General features: G+C 59.7%; 16 protein-coding genes. 4 read left to right on the top strand and 12 right to left on the bottom strand.

Features of this window, described 5'->3' with window-relative positions; all coding sequences use genetic code 11:
- Positions 1 to 19: 19 nt before the first annotated feature.
- The 12 genes from recD to rppH form a co-directional block, all read right to left on the bottom strand.
- Positions 20 to 1858, bottom strand: coding sequence for an exodeoxyribonuclease V subunit alpha (gene recD / locus ID864_RS12515; protein ID WP_048917163.1), 1839 nt, complete (start codon positions 1856 to 1858; stop codon positions 20 to 22).
- Positions 1855 to 5391: an exodeoxyribonuclease V subunit beta gene (gene recB / locus ID864_RS12510; protein ID WP_191149888.1), complete on the bottom strand. Its 3537-nt coding sequence runs from the start codon at positions 5389 to 5391 to the stop codon at positions 1855 to 1857. The genes recD and recB overlap by 4 nt, the downstream gene beginning before the upstream one ends.
- Entirely contained in the window at positions 5388 to 8273 is a 2886-nt protein-coding gene (gene ptrA, locus ID864_RS12505) for a pitrilysin (protein ID WP_099753461.1), read from the bottom strand. Before ptrA ends, recB begins: the two co-directional genes overlap by 4 nt.
- Positions 8274 to 8480: 207 nt before the next feature.
- Entirely contained in the window at positions 8481 to 11849 is a 3369-nt protein-coding gene (gene recC, locus ID864_RS12500; protein WP_191149887.1) for an exodeoxyribonuclease V subunit gamma, read from the bottom strand.
- Positions 11850 to 11918: 69 nt separating this feature from the next.
- Positions 11919 to 12230 (bottom strand): prepilin-type N-terminal cleavage/methylation domain-containing protein, encoded by a 312-nt coding sequence (locus tag ID864_RS12495; protein ID WP_048917167.1) that lies wholly within the window; start codon positions 12228 to 12230, stop codon positions 11919 to 11921.
- Positions 12217 to 12645 (bottom strand): DUF2509 family protein, encoded by a 429-nt coding sequence (locus ID864_RS12490; RefSeq protein ID WP_191149886.1) that lies wholly within the window; start codon positions 12643 to 12645, stop codon positions 12217 to 12219. Before ID864_RS12490 ends, ID864_RS12495 begins: the two co-directional genes overlap by 14 nt.
- A complete protein-coding gene (locus ID864_RS12485) occupies positions 12645 to 13193 on the bottom strand; it encodes a prepilin peptidase-dependent protein (RefSeq protein WP_099754938.1) in 549 nt (182 codons plus the stop codon). Before ID864_RS12485 ends, ID864_RS12490 begins: the two co-directional genes overlap by 1 nt.
- Positions 13184 to 13651 carry a prepilin peptidase-dependent protein gene (locus ID864_RS12480; protein WP_099754939.1) on the bottom strand — a complete coding sequence of 156 codons (468 nt, stop codon included), beginning with the start codon at positions 13649 to 13651 and terminating at the stop codon, positions 13184 to 13186. Before ID864_RS12480 ends, ID864_RS12485 begins: the two co-directional genes overlap by 10 nt.
- 195 nt (positions 13652 to 13846) lie before the next feature.
- Entirely contained in the window at positions 13847 to 14641 is a 795-nt protein-coding gene (thyA, locus tag ID864_RS12475; RefSeq protein WP_048917170.1) for a thymidylate synthase, read from the bottom strand.
- Entirely contained in the window at positions 14638 to 15516 is an 879-nt protein-coding gene (gene lgt, locus ID864_RS12470; protein WP_048917171.1) for a prolipoprotein diacylglyceryl transferase, read from the bottom strand. The genes thyA and lgt overlap by 4 nt, the downstream gene beginning before the upstream one ends.
- Positions 15517 to 15835: 319 nt before the next feature.
- Entirely contained in the window at positions 15836 to 18082 is a 2247-nt protein-coding gene (gene ptsP, locus ID864_RS12465; protein WP_048917172.1) for a phosphoenolpyruvate--protein phosphotransferase, read from the bottom strand.
- A gap of 12 nt (positions 18083 to 18094) precedes the next feature.
- Positions 18095 to 18622 (bottom strand): RNA pyrophosphohydrolase, encoded by a 528-nt coding sequence (rppH, locus tag ID864_RS12460; RefSeq protein WP_048917173.1) that lies wholly within the window; start codon positions 18620 to 18622, stop codon positions 18095 to 18097.
- A 685-nt stretch (positions 18623 to 19307) separates the two neighbouring features.
- Between rppH and mutH the strand changes: the two genes are divergently transcribed.
- The 4 genes from mutH to ID864_RS12440 all read left to right on the top strand — a co-directional run bounded on the left by mutH (position 19308) and on the right by ID864_RS12440 (position 22392).
- Positions 19308 to 19994 carry a DNA mismatch repair endonuclease MutH gene (gene mutH, locus ID864_RS12455; protein ID WP_048917174.1) on the top strand — a complete coding sequence of 229 codons (687 nt, stop codon included), beginning with the start codon at positions 19308 to 19310 and terminating at the stop codon, positions 19992 to 19994.
- A 74-nt stretch (positions 19995 to 20068) separates the two neighbouring features.
- Complete coding sequence (locus ID864_RS12450; RefSeq protein WP_048917175.1) at positions 20069 to 20779, top strand: TerC family protein; 711 nt, start codon at positions 20069 to 20071, stop codon at positions 20777 to 20779.
- A 151-nt stretch (positions 20780 to 20930) separates the two neighbouring features.
- The gene (locus ID864_RS12445) at positions 20931 to 21146 is read left to right on the top strand and encodes a YgdI/YgdR family lipoprotein (protein ID WP_048917176.1); all 216 of its coding nucleotides are present in this window, start codon (positions 20931 to 20933) and stop codon (positions 21144 to 21146) included.
- A 205-nt stretch (positions 21147 to 21351) separates the two neighbouring features.
- Positions 21352 to 22392, top strand: a complete 1041-nt coding sequence (locus ID864_RS12440; protein WP_048917177.1) for an NADP(H)-dependent aldo-keto reductase — start codon at positions 21352 to 21354, stop codon at positions 22390 to 22392.
- The last annotated feature ends 10 nt before the right edge of the window (positions 22393 to 22402 follow it).

Here is a 22402-nt window from a genome sequence, read left to right as displayed (position 1 = left end):
CCCAAACAGCGCTCCGCCCCTACGCAATCGTCAGGCGCTCTACTAATCCACTCCGGCGCCGGGTGCGCATTTTCACCGCACTGCTAAATACCGCTTTATCGGCGTACAGCGTCAGCTGCTGTTTGGCGCGGGTAATCGCGGTGTAGACCAGCTCCCGCGTTAATACCGGCATTACCTGGTTTGGCAGCACCATCAGCGTGTGCTCAAACTCCGATCCCTGGGATTTATGCACCGTCATCGCAAAAGCCGTATCGTGCGGCGGCAGGCGGCTGGGCTGCACCGCTTTAATCGTGCCGTCCGGCAGCGGGAAAAATACCTTTAGCTGCTGCTCGTCATCCAGCATCGCAATACCAATATCGCCGTTAAACAGCCCCAGCGCACGGTCGTTACGGGCGATCATCACCGGCCGCCCGGCATACCACTTGCCGTACAGCGCCACATTACGGCGGATAAGTCCGGCGGCACGCAGCACCTGCTCAATGCGCTCATTCAATCCCGCCACGCCAAATGGCCCCTCGCGCAGCGCGCACAGCAGCTGGAAGCGGCTGAAGGCCGACAGCACCTCCGCAGGTGATGCTCCGCTCTTCAGCCGCATCAGATAGTCACGATAGCCCGCCACGCACTCATTCAGCAGCTGCTGATAGTCTTCGCTGCTGCTGAGCGCGTGACGCTTGATATCGCTAAAGCCCTGGGCAAAGACCTGCTCCACCCGCTTCACCTCTCCGGCATTCACCGCCAGTGCCAGCTGGCCAATCCCTGAAGACTCCGTGAAGCGGTAGCTTTTGCGCAGCAGGCAGAGAGCATCGCGCACCTGGGGCGCATCAGCATCGTCCCGCCCTGCCACTTCACAGCCGGTAAGGCGCGACAGTTCGGCGGCACGCTGCACGCTGTAGCCAGACTCGGCACAGCGGCAGATATCGCCCAGCACGGCACCGGCTTCCACCGAGGCCAGCTGGTCACGATCGCCGAGGAATATCACCCGGGCCTGCGGCGGCAGCGCGGCGATCAGGCTGGCCAGCATCGGCAGATCGACCATCGAGGCTTCATCCACCACCAGCACGTCGAGGTGCAGCGGGTTCGCCGCGTGATAGCGCATCCGCTGGCTGCCGGGCAGCGCGCCCAGCAGCCGGTGCAGCGTGGTCGCCTCCTGCGGAAAGCTTTTCAGCACCGCAGCATCCAGCTGCAGGCTCTGCAGAGTTTTGCCCAGCGACTCCGTCAGGCGCGCCGCCGCTTTACCGGTCGGTGCCGCCAGCTCAATGCGTGGCGTACCCGGCGACAGTTCGATCAGGCTGGCTAGCAGCTTCGCCACCGTCGTGGTTTTGCCCGTGCCAGGGCCACCGGAAATCACCGCCACCTGCCGCGTGAGCGCCACCGCCGCGGCTATCTTCTGCCAGTCATCAGGCTGCTGACCAAAGTAGCGGTCCAGCGTCAGACGAATAAGCGCCTCTTCCCGCACCTGCGGGATCGGCTGGCGCTGAATAAACTGCGCCACTTCACCTTCGCTCTGCCACATGCGGTGCAGATACAGGCGCTGCTGGTGCAGCACCAGCGGCGTTGCCGCGCTACCGTCGCTGACCGCCGGCTGCGCCAGCAGCAGCGTTGACCAGTCGTCCGGTGCGCCCGCCGCCTGCCAAAGCGCCTGCGCCAGCTCAGGATGACGCCCGGCGAAAAAGGCTTCCGGCTGCAGCTGGTCCAGCGGCAGGCAGACGTGCCCCTCTCCCGCATCGCGGCTGACCAGCGCCGCCGCCAGCATCAGCGCGGGCTGCTGCTCAGTTGCCACCATCCGGGCAAACTGCACGTCGAGCGCGCGCAGCAGGCGCAGGCTCTGCGCCTGTTTTAGTAATTCAGCCAGCGTCATACGCCGCTCTCCGCTTGTTTGGCAAACAGCTGGTCGAGCGCCTCGACAAACTCCGGCGCGGGCCGCGTGCTGTAAATGCCATTGCTGGCATCGGTGCCGTCCAGGCCGCGCAGAAACAGATAGATCACCCCACCAAAGTGCTGCTGGTAGTCATAGTCCGCCAGGCGGTGGCGCAGATAACGGTGCAGCGCGAGGGTGTAGAGCTGATACTGCAGATCATAGCGGTGCGACTGCATCGCCTGCGCCATTGCCTGCTGGGTATAGGCGCTGCTGTCTTCACCCAGCCAGTTGGATTTGTAGTCCAGCAGGTAATATTTCCCCTGCCAGCAGAACACCAGGTCGATAAAGCCTTTCAGCATGCCCTGCACCTGATAGAAATCCAGCGGCGGGCAGCCCGCCGACAGCGGGTCCTGGCGTACCAGCGCGTCGAGCGCTTCTGCTTTCAGCAGGCGTTCAATCGGCAGGTAGAATTGTAACTCCACCCGGCGCGCATCGGCGGGCAGCTGGTGAAGCGAGACACCGCTGTCGTTAAGCGGCGTCTGTAAAATGCGTGTAATCCACTCGCGCACCACCGGCAGCCAGGCTTCATCCAGCCCCTGCCCGCTCAGCTGCTGCATCAGCCACGCATCGTCAACGGCTTCAGTGAACTCCAGCGTTTCAAACAGGCCGTGCAGGAAGGTGCCGGGCGCGGCACCGCGCGGAAAGGTGTGCGGCGTCAGCTGCGGCAGCCGCTCGGCGCTGGCTTCGCCGGCGGCATCAACATCAAGCCGCGGCAGCAGGTCCAGTGCCGTCGGCTGCCCGTGCTGCTGCAGGCCGGAGTAGCTGGTGACGCGCCAGTCATCGCGCAGCGTCCGCGCCATCTGCAGGCTGCTGAGGCTTTGCGCCTCCTCCCGCTGCGGCTGCCACGGCGCGTCATCAGGCTCGCCCGGCTCCAGCAGTGACGTGGCTTCGCTTTGCAGCGCGAGCAGAGCAGTGCGCAAGCCCGCGGCATCAGCCGCTTCCCCCCGCTGCAGCAGATAGCCCAGCGCGCTGCGGTGCAGATCGCTGTTGCCCTCTTTTTTACGGTTGCCTTTGATCAGCGGCGCAATGCCGACGCTGCAGTGATACACCGAACGGGTCAGCGCCACGTACAGCAGGCGCAGATCTTCCGCCAGCCGCTCCTGCTCCGCCAGCTCCACACTCTCTTCACCCTGCTGCAGATCGAGCAGTGCTTCAAAGGTCTGACGGTCGTGATAGACGCCGTTATCCGCCTCGCGATAGTTCGCCACAAACGGCAGCCACACCAGCGGATACTGCAGCCCTTTAGATTTATGGATGGTCACTATCTGCACCAGGTGGCGGTCGCTCTCCAGCCGCAGCTGCTGATTGGCCACCGCGCTGTCCGGCTGCTCAAGCTGTTGTGCCAGCCAGCGCACCAGCGCATGCTCGCTGTCCAGAGTGGCAGCAGCCTCCTGCAGCAGTTCACCAAGATGCAGCAGATCGGTCAGGCGACGCTCGCCGCCATCGGAGGCCAGCAGATTCTCTGCCATCTGACGCTGCACCATCAGCTCGCGCAGCATCGGCAGCACGCCACGTTTCAGCCAGCGCTGGCGATATCCGGCAAACTCATCCACCAGCGCATCCCAGGCGCGCTCGTCGCGACTCAGGGCATCCAGCGCCAGGGCATCAAGCCCAAACAAACTGCTGGCCAGCGCGCTGCGTAACACTCTCTCCTGCTCCGGTGCCAGCACCGCCTGCAGCAGCCATAGCATCTCGCGAGCTTCCGGGGTGGTAAACACGCTGTCGCGATTGGAGAGATATACCGACGGGATATTCAGGCCGTTTAACGCCTCGCGCATCACCGAAGCTTCGCTGCGGCTGCGCACCAGAATAGTGATATCCGAAGCCTGCACCGGGCGCTGCTTATCGGCTTTACCAATCAGCGCATTACCCAGCTGGCCGGCGCTGAGCCAGCGACAGATCTGCGCTGCACACTGGCGGGCCATAAACTGTTGGTAATCACTTACCCCCACGCCTTCCCCCGGCTGCAGCCAGAACTGCAATGCGGGCTGCGGCTGGCCATCTAGCCTAAAGCTTAAGGTCTGGTTCGGCTCCGCCGCAGCCACCGTGATAAAGGGGATTTCGCTGAACAGGAACGGATTGTTCTGGCGTAAAAACAGCTGGTTAACGCCGTCCACCATTGCCGGTGAAGAGCGCCAGTTTGTTTCCAGCGTGTAGTGGGCGCTAACTTCGGCGCGCGCCTTCATATAGGTAAAAATGTCCGCACCGCGGAAGGCGTAGATCGCCTGCTTCGGGTCGCCAATCAGCAGCAGAGCGCTGTCGGGCTGGCGCACGTACAGCGTCTGGAAAATGCGGTACTGCTGCGGGTCGGTATCCTGGAACTCATCGATCAGCGCGACCGGATAGCGCTGGCGAATAGCCGCCGCCAGTGCCGCACCGCCCGGCTGCTGCAGGGCGGCATCAAAGCGCCCCAGCAGGTCGTCGAAGCCCAGCTGCGCATGCAGGCGTTTCTCCTGCTGGGTGACAAAACGCACCTCGTGCAGCGCGCGGGCAATCACCAGGTCACGCAGCGATAGCGGCTCGGCAAGGAAGGCATCGATCTGGTCAAACAGCGCATGGCGCGGCGGTTCACCCTTTTTCGTTTTATCCAGCAGCACGCGCTGGCCGAAGCGCTCAAGATCTTTCGGCACCTCGTAATCTTCCGTTGCCTGCTGCGCCCACTGGCTGATTTTTTCCAGCCAGTTAGGTAAGTGCTTACTGTTGTAGCTACGCCGGTCAACGCCGGAGGCTTCCAGCAGCGCCAGCAGATCGCCCGCCGCCAGCCACGCCTGTTTCAGCGCGTCGATCTGCGCAATGATTTTCGCGTGGCGCTGCTCCAGCGTCTCGTCAGGATGCGGCGCTGACTTCAGCGCGGGCGCTTCGCCCCCCAGCCACGGTGACAGGGTCTTCAGCAGCTGCTCCGGGCCCGCCCACAGCTGGCGCACCACTCTGGCCACCGCCAGCGGTAGCGGGTAGCAGTGGCGGCGCCAGAAGTCAGCAGTCGCCCGGCGGCGCAGCGGGGTTTCATCTTCTATCAGCTGCTGTTCGAACAGCATACCGGACTCGAACGCGTTGAGATTCAGCATGCGCTGGCAGAAGCCGTGAATGGTAAAAATCCCCGCTTCATCCATCTGTCGCTCCGCCGCCAGCAGCATGGAGGCCGCCCAGTCGCGATCGGGCAGTTCTGCCATCAGTGCGGAGAGCATCGGGTTGCGGCTCTCGCCGCGCACGCAGGCGATGCGCAACTCGTGAATATTGGCGCGAATACGCCCGCGCAGCTCGGCGGTAGCCGCTTCGGTAAAGGTCACCACCAGGATCTCTTCGACCGACAGCGGGCGGCTGAATGCCGCCTCGCCGCCCAGGCCGAGCAGCAGGCGCAGATATAGCAGCCCGATGGTGAAGGTCTTACCGGTCCCTGCTGAGGCTTCAATCAGCCGCTCACCGTGCAGCGGCAGAGTTAACGGATCAAGCCGCTCAGGCCTCCGTTGGCTCATGGCGTATCCTGGCTCACCGGCAGCGACTGTTGCAGCGTGGAGAGGTCTTTCCACGTGGTCCAGCCCTTCTCTTTGGCATAGTCGGCTTTACCGTGGTGGCTGCCGGAAATCTGCGACAGCAGCGCCAGCCCGGTCGGTGCCATCACCGCCTGATGGAAGAAGTCAGCCACCGACTGCGGCGTCAGCGCCTGGATCTGAGCAATCACTTTCTCGCGGGTATCGAACTTGTAATTCTCGCGGTCAAAGTCTTTGCTAAAGCGCCCGGCTTCTTCATCCAGCGTCTGCGGACGCTGCTTCAGTTCGTTGATCATCGCGGCCTGATACTGGGCAAAGTCCGCTTTGCTCATCTCACGCAGGCGTTTTTCCGCCGTGGGGTAGAAGGCTTTAAAGCGGCTCAGCAGGAATGCAGGCTGCTTGACGTTGCTCTGCAGCAGGAAGCCAATGCCCCACTGGCGGCCGACCGGCATCTGGAAAGCAAACACCGCATAGCCCAGCTGCTCTTCGGTGCGCAGCTGATTGTAGAACCACGGCTGGATAATCTGGCTCAGCATCGCGCTGCTGGCCATGCTCTGATACTCCTCAAAGCCGACCGGGACGTAGACCGCTGCCAGCGCCGAATCGGTGCTGCTGCCCGCCTCCTGCAGGTTAGCCAGCGTTGGCTTCGTGATGGTGACGTGCTCACTGTGCCACCACTCATGGCCTTCACAGTTGAGCTGGGTTTTCACCTCGGTGGCCAGACTGCGCACCGCATCCGGGGTCATATTGCCGACCACCATTAGCTCCGGCGCAGACTGCTCCAGCAGCATTTTGCGATAGTCCATCAGCTGTTGCAGGCTGATGGTTGCCACCAGCTTGCGGCGCTCGCTGCGCTGGGTGTAAGGCAGTTGGGAAAGCAGCTGCGCAGGCTGGATAGCCAGCTCAAAGGCTTTGCCTTTGTCTGCCGCATCCAGGCGTTCCAGATACCAGGATTTCGCCTGTTCCAGCTGCGCCTGAGTCGGCGTGAAGCTGGTGTAACCCTTCAGCAGCTGGCTCATCAGCTTCGGCAAGCGCTGGGTAAAGCCGGTAGCGCTGAAGGTCACGCCGTCGTCTTCGCTGGTGGAGAAGCTAATGCCGCCCACCGACGCCTGCGAGCTCAGTTCATCCAGCGCGACGCCCGCCAGGTAGTCATTCAGCGCAAACATCACCTGGTTCTGTGCCGTGCTCATCGCAGCCTTATTACGCAGCGCAAGGGTGATATTGGCTTTCGGCTCGTCCGCGTAATACTGGCTTGGCATATAGAACACCCGCAGCCCTTGCTGATTCATCAGCTCTTGCGGACGCGCATAAGCCTTATCGGCCTTGATCAGGCTGAAATCATCGGGGATATACGGGTTAAGCACCGGCAGCGACAGTTTGATTTTATCGCTTTCCACCTGCCAGTCCTTAAAGCGCTGGGCGCTGATTTTGTCGACCTGATAGGGGGCATCAACAAAGTAGGCGGTTTTATTGTGCGGCTCTTTCGGGCTGATAAACCAGATGCGCGCGTTTTCCGGCGTCATGCCCTCCAGCCGGGCTCCGATCGCTTGCGCATCGTAGTCATCGGCGATATATGGGGCCACCAGCGTATCGGCGACCGGAACGCGCAGCATGGTGTCCACCAGCCATTCAATGTAGTCCATATCGCGGGTGATCGACGGGTAGCGGAAATCGAGATCCAGCACGTGCGCCACTTCATCAAAGTAGCGCTTATCAATCCCCTCGGTGCGCAGCTGGTTGAGGTAGCTGAATACCGCCGCAATCACCTCATCGCGCTTCGCCTGGCCTTTATCGGTCAGTGAAATCGCAATCGAGAATACGCCGCCGTTACGGTCGATAACCGGGTCGGCCCCGGCACTGATCGAATCGGCCAGGCCCTGGTTTTGCAGCCAGTCTGACAGCGTGTTTTTGCTGCGGTTGCCAATCAGATAGCCAATCAGCGTGTCGGTTTTACTGCGGAATTTATCGCTGTTGTTATCAATGCGGAATTCGATTTTCAGCTGCTTGCGCGGCTGGGCCGGCACGTAGTGAATAATGATGCCTTTTTGCTTATCGGTCACCACCGGCACGCTAATATCGGGTACAGTGGCATGGTGGTTGGCGACACGGCCAAAGGTCGCCGCAGCAATTTTTTGCAGCTCTGCCAGCGGCTGATTGCCGTAGATCACCGCCTTCATCAGGTTGGCGGAGTAGTAGCGATGATAAAACGCGGTCAGCGCATCGTGCAGCTTGCTGCCGGGCTTGTCGCGCAGGGTTTCCAGATTACCGCCGGAGAAGCGTGAACTCGGGTGCTCGGGGTTGAGCGTTTCCGCACCAACCTGCGCCATCCGCAGCCCGTCACGCGAACGCGCCATCGTTAGCTCGGCATTAACCGCATGGCGTTCACGGTCGGCATTCACCGGGTCGAGCAGCGGTTCGGCGATGGCATCGGCCAGGCGATCAACAGCGGGCTGCAGCGCATCGTTTTCCACTTCCAGGTAGAACGCGGTGCGGTAAGACGCGGTGCTGGCGTTGTGGCTGCCGCCATGTTTTTTGAGGAATTCAGCAAGGTTATCCGGCTGCGGATAGCGTTTTGACCCCATCAGCACCATATGTTCCAGATAGTGCGCCAGCCCAAGCTGGTCGGTGGGGTTTTCCAGCGAACCCACCGGCAGCGTCAGCGCCGCCAGCGATTTAGTGGCTTGCGCATCGGAAACCAGCAGCACGGTCATGCCATTGTCTAACTTGATGGCCTGGTACTGGCGAGGATCCTTCTCACTTTTGCGGATAGTTTCAGTAATCGGTTGCCAGCCATCCTGCGCCTGAACCAGCGGGGCGAACAACGTGACGGAAACAAAACAAGCTAACCAGACTGCATAACGACGCATTCAAACTCCTCAACGGGCTGTTATTCTCCGGCTTCCTGCCGGTTGAATATCGGCTTACAGATTTCAGCGCACGGCTGTGTCACGCACGCTAAGTAATCAGGCTGTGTCCCGCAATTTTGGCGCTACGACCGCACCACGACCCATTGCGGGACACAGCCTAAATCAAAAACACTACAGGATGTCAGCCTGAATGTCCTGAAAACATGGTTAATCCGGGCGATGATGCTGCAATAACGGTAACAGCCAGCGTTCGGCCTGTTGAGTCATCTCCTGCACGCCGGTCTCATCCAGCGAACGCAGCAGGCGTTGCAGATACGGGTCGCTGCCCTCACCGTCAATTTGATAATTGCCCTGCCAGCACTGTAACAGCTTCGCCCGGGCTTTTTTCTGCGTGGCATCATCGCGCTGCACCACGCCGGTTTTATCATCAAAACACTCTTTGAGCCAGGCCCCACCGGAAGCGGTGAGCAGCAGCGGGGCACACATGCCCAGCCGGTAACCGTCAATATAGTGAGCCAGCTGCTGCAAAGCCTGCTCTGCTGGCAGCGGCGGGAAGCGCCACTCGCTCTCTTTGCGCCCCATCATTACGCTGCTGCCGCTGCCGCCCAGCGCGCAATACACCAGGTGTTCCAGCCAGAGCGTCAGGCCATCGTTAAAGTTGAGAATGCCGGGCCGCCAGCGCAGCAGGCCGTTATCCTGCACCTGCGTCAGCCAGCCGCTTAACGTCAGGCCGCCGATCTCCAGCGCAATTTCCCAGCTTTCCGCAGCGGCACGCTGTTCGCGTATGCGCCCGGCCAGTTCACTCATCTCCTGCTCCTGCTCCTGCCAGAACAGTTCACCAAATGCCCCGTAGGGCAGCGCCCCGGCGGCACGCTGGCGCGCGTACAGACGGTCACTCTCGCTGCCGTCGATCAGGCTGTTCAGCAGCTGTGCATTGACCTGATAACGGCTGAGACCGTCGAGGGAGAACGGCTCCGCATCCGGCAGAGCCGTCTCTTCCAGCTGGAAGCTGACGCCGAGGCGCAGGCTGAAGAATGCCCGCACCGGGTGGCGCCAGAAGCGCACCAGCTTGTCAAAGCTCAGTATCTCTTCGCTTTCATCCGGCAATGCCTGCATAAACGGGGGATGTGCCGTACCGCGGGCGGCGGCGGCGGGCAGCCACTCGGCGGCAAAGCTGCGAAACTCCGCCTGCTCACAATAATTCTCTGCCGCAAACGGCATGCGGCTGTGCAGATGGTGCAGATGGTCGATCAGCGCCTCAGCGCTGCTATCAACATCTTTGTCACGATCGGCGGCCAGGCAGAAGCTCTGACTGATGTACTCCACTAATTCACTGACCAGCACTGAAGGATATCGTTCGGTATTATCCTGGATCGAGCGGCCGATATAGCTGATGTACAGCTGCTGCTGTGCGGAGTTCAGCGCTTCAAGGAACAGGTAGCGGTCATCGTCGCGGCGGCTACGGTCGCCCTTCTGCGCCTGCTGGTTCATCAGGTCAAAACCGAGCGGCGGCAGCGTACGCGGGTAAACGCCGTCGTTCATGCCCAGCAGGCACACCACCTTAAAGGGAATGGAACGCATGGGCATCAGGGTGCAGAAGTTGACAGGCCCGGCGAGGAAGCGCTGGCTGATTTGCTGCTGATCGAGGCGCGCCGCCAGGTCGTCACGCAGGATGGTCAGCGGTACCGCCGGCTGATAGCCAGCCTGCACCCCGTAGGCGATCGCCTGCTGCCACTGCTCTTCAATCAGCGCCAGCGCCGCTTCGGTTTCGGCATCGCGGGTAAAGAAGTCGTCAAGCAGCTGACGGCACAGCGGCAGCCACTCCGGCAGCGGGCGCGCCTCGCTCAGCCACTGCCGCCAGCGGTGCAGTTGCGCGAGGAGTTCCGCCAGGTTGCCCGCCAGTTCAGCAATCAGCCCGCTCGACTCGTCATAGGGCAGGATGCCCTGCCAGTCCCCCGCTTCGCTGTTCATCGCGTAGCCGAGCAGCATGCGCGTCAGGCCGAAATGCCATGTGTGCTGGCCGGTGGCGGGCAGCTCCAGCTCGCGCACGTTGTCATCATCCAGCCCCCAGCGAATGCCGGATTCCCCTACCCAGTGACGCAGCAGGCGCAGCCCCTCTTCATCGACCGCAAATCGGGCGGCCACGGCGGGCACTTCCAGCAGCCCCAGCACCTCTTCGGCGGTAAAGCGGCTGTCCGGCAGGCTGAGCAGGGAGATAAACGCCTGCAGCGCCGGATGCGCCTGGCTGGCACTGCGGTCAGAAATTGCGAATGGCAGCGCGCGCTCTGGCGGGGCATTGCCAAATACCGCCTGGATAAACGGCGTGTAGGCGTCGATATCCGAGACCATGACGATGATATCGCGCGCGGTGAGGCTCGGGTCGGCGTCCATCATCGCCAACAGCCGGTCCTGTAACACTTCAACCTCGCGCTGCGGGCTGTGGCAGAGGTGAAGAGAGACCGAGCGGTCTTCCGCCGCCAGCACGCGCTTGCTGCTGCTGGTGGCCCACTCACTCTGCTTCAGGCCAATCGCCGCATGATCTTCCAGCTCCAGCAGGTCGCGTTTTAACGTTTGCAGCAGGTTTACCGGCTCGATGTCGACAAAGGCGAAAACTTCGTTTGGCTCCATTTGTGCCAGCAGATAGAGATTGTCACGCCCGAGCTTCCCCCAGGAGGCCAGCAGCGGATTGCTCAGCTGCTGCTCGCCATCGGCATTGAACAGCGAGGAGGCGTTCTCGACGTCGCGAAACTGCGGAATTTCACGGTTGTCCTGATAGTGGCGGCGGTTACGGCTTTGCAGCTTCGCCAGGAAGCCGTAGTCCTGAATATCGCCCCAGTAGTGACGGCAGGGGTTAGTGAACAGCAGGTGGATATCAATGTGTTTACCCAGCGCCTGCAGTGCCTGGAGATAGACGGGGGGCAGCGCGGAGATGCCGCAGATAAACACCCGGTCCGGCAGGTTGGGTGGGCGCGTGCTGTCGCTTTCCAGCCTGGCGATAAAGCGCTGATAAAGATTGGCACGGTGCCATTCCGGCTGGCCGAGCTGATGGGTATATTCCACCAGCGCCGCCCACAGCGGAGCCTGCCAGATCTGCGCCTCGCCCAGCCCGTCAACCAGCTGCCCCTGCTGCCAGCTGTTCAGCCACTGCGGGCGATAGACCAGATACTGGTCAAACAGGTCGGCAACGCGGGATGAGAGCTGGAACAGCTTACGCTTGTCGTCATCGTCGCTAAGGTAGTGGCGCAGCATGGTGAAAGCGTCGTCCGCCAGCATCGCGGGCAGGATCGCCATCAGCTTCCAGCTCATGCTGGATTTGTTAAATGCGCTCTCTTTCGGGATCTCCGGCAGGACGCGCACGAACATATCCCAGATAAAGCTGGCGGGCAGCGGGAAGTCAATGTTCGCCGCAATGCCAAACTGTTCTGCCAGCGACATCTGGAGCCACTGCGCCATACCCGGGCTCTGTACCAGTACCACCTCCGAACAGAGCGGATCGCGCAGCGGCTGGTTTTCAATCTGCCAGCAGGCCAGCGTTTTTAACAGATCCAGCTGATTGGAGTGGTAAACGGTAAACATGTCACGGTCCTTTAATTTGCGCCGACGGCTACTGTAACCCGTTCGGCACGGCTTGAAAAATAGCATCTGTTAACCCCTGTTCGCCGGGCACTGTAGCTGCGTCAGTTCTGCGCTGCGTCCGGCGGGGCTGGTCGCCCGCGCGCTGAGCAGCTGGCACCCTGACGGGCCGCTGCGCGCCTGCAGCGTGAAGCGCCAGCCGGGCATCTGCTGGCCCTCCAGCCTTTGCTGCGCGTTACGCCACGCTTCGCGCTGCTGCCACTGTTGCTGGAACCCCAGCCCGAGCGCCTGCTGATAGTGCATCAGTGCCGTAAAGCTCAGGCTGAACAGCAGCAGTGCAAACAGCGTTTCCACCAGGCTAAACCCCTGCTCATTGGTCAACATCACAGGCTCCTTTCTCTGCCAGCGGGCAGAAATCCAGCCAGCCGTGCGGCAGTGCGCGCACGCCGTTGCCAGCACGCTCTGCAACCCAGCGATACCACGCCAGCGTACCCGGCCCGCTATCAGCCCGCAGCAAGATAGCAGACGGCAGGCGCTGCAGGCAGGCGCGCCAGGCGTACGCGGTGATTTGCTGGCACTGCCAGCCCGCCTCCCTGCCCCAGCGCAGGCGCCCCCCCCACGCCAGCGCCGAGGCTGCCGCAGCCTGCTGCTGCAGATACAGGCGCTGGTCGGCGACCAGGCTAAGCGAGTCACTGAGCTGACGCCGGGTGGCGTTCAGCAACAGCGTGCCCATCAGCAGGATAATGATGACCATCAGCAGTGCGCCGCTACCGCGCTGCCGTTCAATCACTGCGCACATTAAAGATTTTCCGCCGTCAGCCAGTGCTCAACGCGCTGCGTCACGGTGGGTACGCGTTTGGCATAGCCGCCGAGGGTGATTTTTACCTGCCGCTCCGCACGCGCCACTTTAAAATCCCTAATGCCAATCAGGCGCGGGTCGTTGAGCCGCTCCCAGCCGCCGCCTTCACAACTGCTGACGCCACGCTGCATCTCCAGGCTGCCCGCCCGCAGCCGGTAGCCATACAGCTCGCTGTCATCGCGCCCGGCCGCTTCCCATTTGCCATTACTGTTTTCATCCCAGCGCAGCAGCAGACAGCTGCCCGCCGACTGCACGCTGAAGGCAGGGCCATGGCAGTCGCCGTGGCAGTAGCCGGCGCGCCTGATGGCTTTCTCCAGCGTCTGCACGATTTGCAGCAGTTCCTCATTGAGCTGCACCTGCATCATCAGACGCAGGTTCTGCCCCTGCAGCAGCGGCAGGAAGCGGGTTGCGCCGAGCATCAGCACGCTCCCCACCGCCAGCGCAATCAGAGTTTCCAGTAGCGTAAAGCCGTGCGCCTTCATCGACACTCCTCGCTGTCCTGCGCGCAGATGCGCACCCTGCCGCGCGCGGAGACGATAATCCGCCGCTCGCCGACTTCCCCTGCGATGACGATCCTCCCCGGACGGGCGGCGTTTTTTTTGCCATAAAAACCCATCCCGTCGGTCAGCGTCTGTACCACGATCCCCGGGTACGGCGCCCGTAAGTGCAGAGGGCCCGGCGTAGAGCACGGCTGTGCGCCCTCTCCCGCACCGAGGCACCAGCCAGCGCCAGGTTTTAGCCACAGCAGCCGCGTGCGGTTGTGCCAGTTGGCATCGCTACGCAGCCGCTGCAGCAGGCGCTGGATCTGCAGCGCGCTGTCGTTGAGCTGTTGCCGCTGCTGAAAGCTGTTCCAGCCGTGCCAACCGCCGAGGCTAAGTAAGCTAACAAGGGTCACCACCACCATCATTTCCAGCAGGGTGAATCCGCTTAGGTTATGCGTTTTCATCTGCGGAATTCTGCGCTTCTGGGCAAAAGATACCAGCACGGGAAATGCGTTTTATGCGCTGTTATCCAGAGAGATCAGCGTGTTGCAGCGCGTGTCATTCGGCATGCGAGCAGGCTTCAGGAATGGAAGAAAATTGCGGACGAAACGGGGGGAAAAGTGTGCCTCTCCGCCAACCGCGCGCGGAGAGGCAGCCGATCAGATGGCGACCGGGGCTTTAATGGCCGGATGCGGGTCGTAACCTTCGATCTCGAAGTCATCAAAGCGATAGTCGAAGATAGACTCCGGCTTGCGCTTGATAATCAGCTTCGGCAGGGCGCGCGGTTCGCGCGTCAGCTGCAGGCGCGTCTGCTCCAGGTGGTTGCTGTACAGATGGGTATCGCCACCGGTCCAGACAAAATCACCCACTTCCAGGTCGCACTGCTGGGCCATCATATGCACCAGCAAAGCGTAGCTGGCGATATTGAACGGCAGGCCGAGGAAGATATCGCAGGAGCGCTGATACAGTTGGCAGGAGAGCTTGCCGTCCGCAACGTAGAACTGGAAGAACGCGTGGCACGGGGCCAGCGCCATCTCATCCAGTTCGCCGACGTTCCATGCAGAAACGATGATGCGGCGCGAGTCCGGGTCGCTTTTCAGCTGTTCGACCACCTTGCTCAGCTGGTCGATCTGGCGCCCATCCGCAGCCCCCCAGCTGCGCCACTGTTTGCCATAAACAGGCCCGAGGTCACCCTTTTCATCGGCCCACTCGTCCCAGATCGACACCTTATTTTCCTTCAGGTAGGCGATGTTGGTGTCACCGTTAAGGAACCACAGCAGCTCATGAATGATAGAGCGCAAATGGCACTTCTTGGTGGTGACCAGCGGAAAACCGTCCTGCAGATTGAAACGCATCTGATGACCAAAAATCGACAGCGTGCCGGTTCCGGTGCGGTCATTTTTGGGCGTGCCCTGCTCGAGCACGTGCTGCATTAACGCCAGATACTGTTTCATTTTTCCTCACGAACCTGTTGCGCAGGGCGACGACGATACGCCCAGATCATCATAATCACGCCAGCCAGAATCATGGGAACAGAGAGGATCTGCCCCATGCTGATGCCGCTGAACAGGCCCAGCTGCTGGTCCGGCTGACGGAAGAACTCAACAATAATACGGAACGCACCGTAGCCAATCAGGAACAGTCCTGAGACCGCGCCCATTGGGCGAGATTTACGAATAAACACGTTGAGGATGATAAACAGTACCACCCCTTCAAGGATCAGTTCGTACAGCTGCGATGGGTGGCGCGGCAGCACCCCGTAGGTCGACAGCAGCGATTGCCATTCCGGGTGAGTGGTGACCAGCGCGATATCTTCACTGCGAGAGCCTGGGAACAGCATTGCCCACGGCAGGTTCGGGTCGACGCGGCCCCACAGTTCGCCGTTGATAAAGTTACCCAGGCGGCCCGCACCGAGGCCAAAGGGGATCAGCGGAGCGATAAAGTCAGACACCTGGAAGAAGTTACGTTTGGTGCGGTGTGCAAACACCAGCATCACCACGATCACGCCAATCAGACCGCCGTGGAATGACATGCCGCCATCCCAGACTTTGAACAGATACAGCGGGTTATCGAGGAACAGTGGCAGGTTGTAGAACAGCACATAGCCGATACGCCCACCGAGGAATACGCCGAGGAAACCGGCGTACAGCAGGTTTTCCACTTCTTCTTTTTTCCAGCCGCTGCCCGGCTGATTAGCACGGCGCACCGCCAGCCACATCGCGAAAATGAAGCCCACGAGGTACATCAGACCGTACCAGTGCAGAGAGATTGGCCCGACGGAGAAGATCACCGGGTCAAATTGGGGGAAAGCCAGATAGCCGTTATTCATCTTTCACCATTGTTGAAGTCTGTCCAGACAGGCAGCCAATATTGCCAGAGCGTTGCAGGGACGGGCGTACCCCGCCTCTGCATCATTCAGCCTGGGGGCTGCATAAGGCGCGCATCATAGCATAATGCGAATTAGTGCGGCCCCGGCTAACTGTAAACTTTATTAATTGTAGGGTTCAGCAAATCGCGTTTTAGGCGTAATTGTTGCAGCCAGTTTGCCCGCGGACAGCGCACAGGAATCGGAGCGTACACGTAGTACGTGAGGATTCCGAGCACTGCCCAGGGGCAAAATGGCAAATAAAATAGCCTTAAACGTGATTTTAGCGGCCGCCGCGGATCAGACCGCCCAATCCTCTACGCTCCATAAAGGCCGCCACCATATGGCGCACATCGCAGGCATGCTGCGCATCCAGACCACGCTGTGCCAGCGCCTGTGACTCTTCATGGTCGATGTGGCGCAGCAGGTATTTCACCCGCGCCACGTTGCGGCCGTTCATGCTGAGATGGTGATAGCCCATTCCGACCAGCATCACCACGCACATCGGGTCACCGGCCATTTCACCGCACAGGCAGAGTTCAATCCCGGCGCGGCGGGTTTCATCGGCAATGGCTTTGAGGGCGCGCAGCATGGCCGGGTGCAGGCTGTCATACAGGCTCGCGACCCGAGTGTTGTTGCGATCGACCGCCAGCAGATACTGGGTCAGATCGTTGGTGCCAACGGAGACAAAATCGACCCGCTGCTTGAGCTGGTCGATCATAAAGATCATCGACGGCACTTCGATCATAATCCCGATGCGCGGCTGCGGGATGGCATAGCCGAGCATCTCTTCCACTTCACGTGCCGCACGGTCGATCAGGCGGCGCGCTTCGTCGATCTCATCCAGGCTGGTGATCATCGGCAGCAGTATACTGAGGTTGTCGCTGGCGACGTTTGCGCGCAGCATGGCGCGCAGCTGCACCAGGAAAATCTCGGGCTGATCGAGCGTCAGGCGGATGCCGCGCCAGCCCAGGCACGGGTTCTCTTCGCTGATTGGCATATACGGCAGCTGCTTATCGGCACCGATATCCAGCGTTCGCAGCGTCACCGGCTTGTCGAGGAACAGCTGCAGCATGCCCTGATATTGCGCCACCTGCTCTTCCTCAGACGGGAAGCCGCTCTGCAACATAAACGGGATTTCCGTGCGGTACAGGCCAACGCCGTCGACGCGGCTGCCGAGCTTCTGCTCATGCTCCGCGCTGAGGCCCGCATTGAGCATCACCTTAACCGGTTCGCCGCTTTTCAGTGCGCCCGGCAGAAATACATCATCCTCGGCCAGCTGGCTCAGCTCATTTTCCTGGCTGATCAGCTGCTGATATTCCTGCACCAGCACCGGTTCCGGGTCAACCAGCAGCTCGCCGCGATAGCCGTCGACGATCAGCAGGCGCCCTTTCATCAGCTCCGGCTGAATATCTGCGCCCATCACCGTCGGGATGCCCAGCGCCCGCACCATGATCGCTGCGTGCGAGTTGGCCGCGCCGTCGCGCACCACCACGCCCGCCAGACGATCGTGCGGCAGCTCTGCCAGCGTGGTGGCCGTCAGCTCATCGGCCACCAGCACAAAACGCTGCGGCCAGCTGTTGGTGCCCTGCATGGTGTCATCGAGGTGAAACAGCAGACGTTGGCCGAGCACGCGCAGGTCGCCGGAGCGCTCGCGCAGATAGCTGTCCTGCAGGCTGGCGAACTGGGCGGCGAACTTTTCAATCACGGTTTTCACCGCCCACTCCGCCACCGAACCCGCATCGATCTCGGCCAGCAGATCTTTCTTCAGCCGCGCATCGCTCAGCAGGTGCGAGTAGAGATCGAAGATGGCCGCGCTCTCTTTATGCATGCTGGCGGTGAAGCGTTTGCTGTAGCGGCGGAACTCACTGGAGGCTTCGCTGATTGCCATGGCAAGGCGTTCACGCTCGCGCACCGTGTCCAGCGTAGAGGCGGCAGAGACGTTTTCCAGCGAGGGCTGGCTGGAGTCGACCCAGCCTTCCGCCACGGCAACGCCAGGCGCGGCAGCCAGCGCACGAATGCGGGTTTGCCGATACTGCCCAAACAGAGCGTTAAGCTGGGAATGCGAGAGAATGCCCGCCATCTGCGTGGCGAGGGTGACGAGGAACGACTCCTCGCTTTCATCAAACTGGCGGTGCTCGCGCTGCTGAACCACCAGCACGCCAAGGAGCTGGCGGCGGCTGATAATCGGCACGCCAAGGAAGGAGCGGAAACGCTCTTCCTTCACGGAGGGAATATATTTAAAGCTGGGGTGACTCTGCGCATCAGCAAGGTTGATAGGCTCTGCCAGACGACCGACCAGCCCGACGATGCCTTCGTCAAATGCCAGGGCGACCGTGCGCCCACGCGGCTTTTTTAGCCCACGCGTAGCCATCAGGTAGTAGCAGCGGCGATCGTGGTCGGCAAGATAGACCGAGCAGACCTCGGTATCCATCGCCAGACAGATCTCATTAACCAGAATATCCAGCGCCTCGGTAAGCCGGGGCGCTGCCGCCACTTTCTCAACTATTTCGCGCAGCTGTGTGAGCATAATCTACGTGGCTTAACCTCTCTTCCGTCGAAAACCAGGCGTATTCCGCTGAACGGTCGTCTCCTGCAGGGGCATAACCACGCTGGCGAACTCTTTCATCACACGGCGGTAAACATCGCGTTTAAAAGAGACCACCTGGCGAACCGGATACCAGAAACTGACCCAGCGCCAGCCGTCGAACTCCGGCGTGCTGCTGGTCTGCATATTGATATCCGCGTCATTGCACATCAGCTGCAGAAGATACCACTTCTGTTTTTGGCCGATACAAACCGGCTTTGTGTCCCAACGCACCAAACGTTTTGGCAACTTATATCGTAACCAGTTACGGGTAGATGCAAGGATACGAACATCCTTGCGGTTCAAACCGACTTCCTCGAAAAGTTCGCGGTACATCGCCTGCTCCGCCGTCTCGCCAGGGTTAATCCCTCCCTGAGGAAACTGCCAGGAGTGCTGACCATAACGTCTGGCCCACAACACCTGTCCCTGCCTGTTACAAATTACGATACCAACATTCGGGCGGTAGCCATCATCATCGATCACCGGACTACCTCAAACTAAAACTGGATGTTCTGATTGTTTCATACTCCTTACAGACGGTAAACCACTGCTTTCAGGCGATGTGTGGCGCTGCAGCTGGGATAACTCGTCCTTTAAAGCAAAGTTATAAACAGAAAGCGGGTTAAAAAGGCGATCTTATTCACGTTTTCTGTGGATAGCTTTGTGCAGAACTCTGTTAACAGGTGGGGAAAACTTTATTGTCGGCAAAACTCACCCGCGATTTAACTCAGAATAAACCCATATTAATCATCATCTTTAGAGGTTAGTCACAGCTTTTACCTGGGTTGTCATGCTGCTGTCATCAGCGCAGGATCGCCAGCTGATGAAAGATCGCACACTTAGAACGTTATCCACAGAATATGCCGATTAGTTAGGCTGTATCACGGCTAAAGCGGGTAAAAAACCCTGCGTCAAGGCTGTAAATCGAAACAGTATTATCAAAAAGGGCAAGTTATCCCACTTTTCTGTGGATAACTACCCGGGGGAACCTGTTCATTGTCGGTGACAACCCGGGTAAAACCCCTGGGAGCTGCGATTTTTCCTGCGGGCGAGAGAATAAAAAAACACGATTTATCATGCTATTATTAGCGTTTTCCCCAGCCTGAAATGTTTCTCTGGCTGTGTGTGCAAATGGCGTCTATTTTTTGAACAAAATCCGGAAGTTATTATGACTGGCGATCTTAACCTTATCCCTCCTCCAGAAAATGAAGCGGAACTGATGGCGCGCGCTTCTGCGCTGGCGGGCTATACGCTGGGAGAACTGGCGCTGCGGATTGCGCTGCCGATCCCGCGCGATCTCAAGCGCGATAAGGGCTGGGTGGGGATGCTGCTGGAGCGCTATCTCGGCGCCAGCGCGGGCAGTAAGCCGCAGCAGGACTTCGCGGAGATTGGCGTGGAGCTGAAAACAATTCCCGTAGATGCCGCTGGTCGGCCGCTGGAAACCACCTTTGTCTGCGTGGCGCCGCTGACCGGCAACAGCGGCGTTACCTGGCTTAACAGCCACGTGCGCCACAAACTGCATCGGGTGCTGTGGGTGCCGGTAGAGGGCGATCGGGCGATCCCGCTTGAGCATCGCCATGTCGGCGCACCGCTGCTGTGGAGCCCGAATGAGGAAGAAGAGCGCCAGCTGCAGCGCGACTGGGAGGAGCTGATGGATATGATCGTGCTGGGCCAGGTGGAGCAGATCACCGCGCGCCACGGCGAAGTGCTGCAGATCCGCCCAAAAGCCGCCAACAGTAAAGCGCTGACGGAAGGCATCGGTCAGCACGGGCAGCCGATTATGACCCTGCCGCGCGGCTTCTATTTAAAGAAAAGCTTTACCGCCCCGCTGCTTGCCCGCCATTTCCTGCTCTAAAAGTAGTTCCGCAATAGTCAACCTTGCGTATAATCGCCGTTTAGCTTTCGTTTAAGTTTAAGGGTTCACATTTTATGTTTGAATGGATTGCCGATCCTAATGCCTGGTTAGCCTTGGGTACGCTGACGATCCTCGAAATTGTCCTCGGGATCGATAACATTATTTTCCTCTCTCTGGTCGTCGCCAAATTACCAAAACATCAGCAGAATGCCGCCCGTCGTATTGGCCTGGCCGGCGCAATGCTGATGCGCCTTGGCCTGCTGGCCTCTATTGCCTGGGTTATTCGCCTGACCGATCCGCTGTTCACGCTGATGGACCATGCCTTCTCAGCGCGTGACCTGATACTGCTGTTCGGCGGGCTGTTCCTGCTGTGGAAGTCGAGCATGGAGATCCACGAAAGTATCGAAGGCGGCGAAGGCGAGCATAAAACCAACGTGCACTCCTTTGCCGGGGCTATCGTACAGATTATGGTGCTGGATATTATCTTCAGCCTCGACTCGGTGATTACCGCCGTAGGCCTGTCCGATCACCTGATTATTATGATGGCTGCCGTCGTGATTGCCGTGCTGGTGATGATGTTTGCCGCCCGCGCAATTGGTGATTTTGTCGATCGCCACCCGTCGGTGAAAATGCTGGCGCTGGCGTTCTTAATCCTCGTTGGCTTCACGCTGATGCTGGAGAGCTTTAACATTCATATTCCTAAAGGCTACATCTATTTCGCCATGTTCTTCTCGATGTCGGTAGAGTGCCTCAATCTGTTACGCAATAAGAAGCAGCCCGCGTAAATCGCCATTATCCCGCAGGTAAACTCTGCGGGATAAGTCAATGGCCTGATGTGCGTCAGCTATACTTTCGGACTCATGCGATTATCGGCACCGGGAAAATAGTTTATTACTGGGCTAAAGTGAGAGAAATGAAAGCGTAACGGAGACGAATATGAAGGTTATTTTTGGCGCAGCGGTGCTGGGCCTGGCAGTTTTAGTCAGCGGTTGCAGCAGTGATTATGTGATGGCAACCAAAGACGGCACGATGATTATGACTGACGGTAAGCCGCAGATTGATAAAGAGACCGGGCTGGTGAAATACACTGATGGCTCTGGCCACGAGAAGCAGATCAACGGTGATGAAGTCTCCTCCATCGTTGAGCGTTAAGTTATGCAATGCCACCTGGCCCTGCGTGGTTAAAGGTGGCTCTCTAGCGCATTTCCCGATAAATCCCCTCTTCCCCCACCAGGCCTGCGCGGTTATAGTCAAAAACCGGGTTTCGGCGCGTCAGCGCTTACCTGAGGCAGAAAGCACTCTGTTGCGGACGAAGCTGATGTCCCTGACCATTTAATAATGAAAAAGGAAGCCGGCAATGCATTATCACCGTATCCCTCACAGCACCCTGGAAGTCAGTTCTCTGGGGTTGGGCACCATGACGTTTGGTGAGCAAAACAGCGAAGCCGACGCCCATGCACAACTGGATTTAGCACTCAGCCGCGGCATCAATCTGATCGATACCGCCGAAATGTACCCGGTGCCACCGCGCCCGGAAACGCAGGGCCTGACCGAGTCTTACATTGGCAGCTGGCTGAAAGCCCGCGGCAACCGCGACAAAGTGGTGCTGGCGTCGAAAGTGGCTGGCCCGGTGCGCGGCGCCGATGCGTCAATCCGCCCAAACCAGGCGCTGGACCGCAAAAATATTCGTGCCGCGCTGGACGCCAGCCTGAAGCGTCTGAACACCGATTATCTCGATCTCTATCAGCTGCACTGGCCGCAGCGCCAGACCAACTATTTTGGCAAGCTGAACTATCAGTACAGCGATAACGCCGCGACCGTCACGCTGCTGGAAACCCTGGAAGCACTGACCGAGCAGGTGCGCGCCGGTAAAATTCGTTACATCGGCGTGTCGAATGAAACACCGTGGGGCGTTATGCGCTACCTGCAGCTGGCAGAGAAACACGAGCTGCCGCGTATTGTCAGCATTCAGAACCCCTACAGCCTGCTGAACCGCAGTTTTGAAGTGGGCCTGGCGGAGATCAGCCATCACGAAGGCGTTGAGCTACTGGCCTATTCAAGCCTGGCGTTTGGGGTGCTGAGCGGAAAATATCTTAACGGGGCGAAACCGGCCGGAGCGCGTAATACGCTGTTCAGCCGCTTTACCCGCTACAGCGGCGAGCAGTCCGGGCAGGCCGTGGCGGAGTATGTCGCGCTGGCGCAAAAACATGGTCTGGATCCGTCACAGATGGCGCTGGCCTTTGTGCGTCAGCAGCCGTTTGTCGCCAGTACGCTGCTGGGGGCCACCACGCTGGAGCAGTTGAAAATTAATATCGACAGCTACGACGTCACGCTGAATGAGGATGTGATTGAAGGGCTGGAAGCGATTCATCGCCGGTACACTTACCCGGCGCCATAATTCCCCGTTG

This window comes from Erwinia aphidicola, assembly GCF_014773485.1.
GTDB lineage: Bacteria > Pseudomonadota > Gammaproteobacteria > Enterobacterales > Enterobacteriaceae > Erwinia > Erwinia aphidicola.
Note: the sequence above shows the minus strand (reverse complement) of the source record. Positions and strands in the feature narration are given on the sequence as shown.